The organism is Piscirickettsia salmonis LF-89 = ATCC VR-1361 (genome assembly GCF_000297215.2).
In the GTDB taxonomy this organism is placed as follows: Bacteria; Pseudomonadota; Gammaproteobacteria; order Piscirickettsiales; family Piscirickettsiaceae; genus Piscirickettsia; species Piscirickettsia salmonis.
In genome coordinates this window covers 1-1,822 of sequence record NZ_AMFF02000191.1, presented here as the reverse complement: position 1 = coordinate 1,822, position 1,822 = coordinate 1, and the positions used below count along the sequence as shown (strand labels likewise).

1 protein-coding gene and 1 pseudogene are annotated in these 1,822 nt (G+C 40.7%); one reads left to right on the top strand and one right to left on the bottom strand.

The window, feature by feature from the left end:
• Positions 1-30: 30 nt before the first annotated feature.
• Positions 31-1,476: an MFS transporter gene (locus tag C200_RS13180; RefSeq protein WP_016212204.1), complete on the bottom strand. Its 1,446-nt coding sequence runs from the start codon at positions 1,474-1,476 to the stop codon at positions 31-33.
• Positions 1,477-1,740: 264 nt separating this feature from the next.
• Between C200_RS13180 and C200_RS16795 the strand changes: the two are divergent.
• Positions 1,741-1,822: pseudogene (locus tag C200_RS16795) on the top strand (zf-TFIIB domain-containing protein); the annotation flags it as partial.

Here is a 1,822-nt window from a genome sequence, read left to right as displayed (position 1 = left end):
AGGTAGCGACGCTTACGCAAATACACTTAGTTAATTGAGGGTGGTTGCTTTATTAAGTGTTGTGCTATATGCATAGTATAGAGTGGGTATAAGTATAATAACTGCTGTGATCGCTAGATAAAAAATACTGATATGAAAGCCATGAGTAAAAGCAAACTTGTTTGCTTGAGTGCTTACGGTATGGTGTGTATGGTTGTGGTGCCAACTTTGCTCACCAAAGTGGAATACAGTAGTAATTATACTAAGGCTAACTACACCTGAGATATTAAGTAGGGTGATGGCCGCTCCATTAACGACACCAACATCTTGATGATTGTTTAGGTTAGATAAAGCCAGAGGTGTTGCAAAACCATTGCCTATGCCCCAGGCTGCGCCAAACAGCAAAAAGGTGAGAAGCAATACAGCAAGGTGGGTCTGTGTGGTAAAAGTTAAAAATAGCAGAAAAGATAAGATTAGGCAGCTGGCCAGTAAGATAAAGCAGGTGAATGCACCTTTATGGTCATATATTTTACCTGTAAGTGGTGGTAGGATTGCAGTCATTAGTGTCATAGGAATTAAGGCAATGCTGGCACTGTATACGGAATAACCTAAGACTTGTTGTAAATACAGAGGTACAAGAAAAATAATTGGCCAAGCAAAGCCTGCCGCGATCATATAAGCGGTTGCACCGAGGAAAAAACCACGATTGCTAAATAAGTTCATTGGTAAAAAAGGCGAGTTGCTTTTTGCTTCTACCGTGATAAAAATGCCTAAGAAAACGAAAGAAGCGATGAAAGGGTAAATGACAAGACTAGATGCCCAGCCGGTAATGGTGGCTTGATTCACCGCGTAGACAAAACTCATTAAGGTGGCGGCAATGAGGGCAATGCCCAACCAGTCCATTTCTTGATCGGTTTTGCTATCGCGGCCTTGGATGGTGAAATAACAGATGCATAGACTAATAATAATAATTGGGATGTTAATAAAAAAGATCCAGTGCCAACTCATAAAACTTAAAATAATGCCACCGAATACTGGGCCAAAGGCGAGACCTAGACCTAAAATGCCATTATAAATACCCATGGCACGGCCTTGCTCTTTTGCAGGAAAAGCGCTAGCGGTTAGCGCCATGCCCGCAGGTAAAATAATTGCACCGAAAACCCCTTGTAACAGCCTGAATATGACCAAGCTGATAATTGAATTAGAAAAGCCAGCACCCAAGGAAGCGAGCCCAAAGCCGCTAATGCCGATAAAGAGTAGGCGGCGTCGGCCGACAATATCAGCAAGCTTACCCATAGATGCTAAAAAGGCACAGAAGGTAATGCCAAAGCCAGACATCAGCCATTGTAATTGGTTGGTATTTACCGTTAATTCTGTTTGTATGCTGGCAATGGCCATATTAACAATAGTGTAGTCAATGCCAATCATAAAACCACTAATCGCCGTACCGATTAAAATCCACCACTTATTATTGTGGCTATTAATGTTATTGCTCATAATTTTAAAGAATCCTTTTGTATAACTTTTTTATAATTAAATATACTTAGCCCAGAAAATATTTCCAGATAAGGAGGTTTTCTGGCTGAGCAATTATGTTGAGCTGCGTATTGAGCATCGATAGATATGAGCAAGGATTATGGCAGCGATTACTGTTGCTGTAAACTTAGAAAATCAGGCTAAAATCTTTAATATGTGGCAAACAACAATATTACAATTTTTAAAATGCCTTAGGCTAAGATTAATTGCTGTTTTGGTTGCTGAGGGATTTGGTTTGATCGCGGTGAACTGGACAAAATTATCGAACGAGCCAACATAAGCGAGCATCCCACGCTGCGAGCCATGG

Excerpts from the sequence above, each read along its gene's own strand:
- C200_RS13180 (WP_016212204.1), bottom strand. The coding sequence starts at position 1,476 with ATGAGCAATAACATTAATAGCCACAATAATAAGTGGTGGATTTTAATC.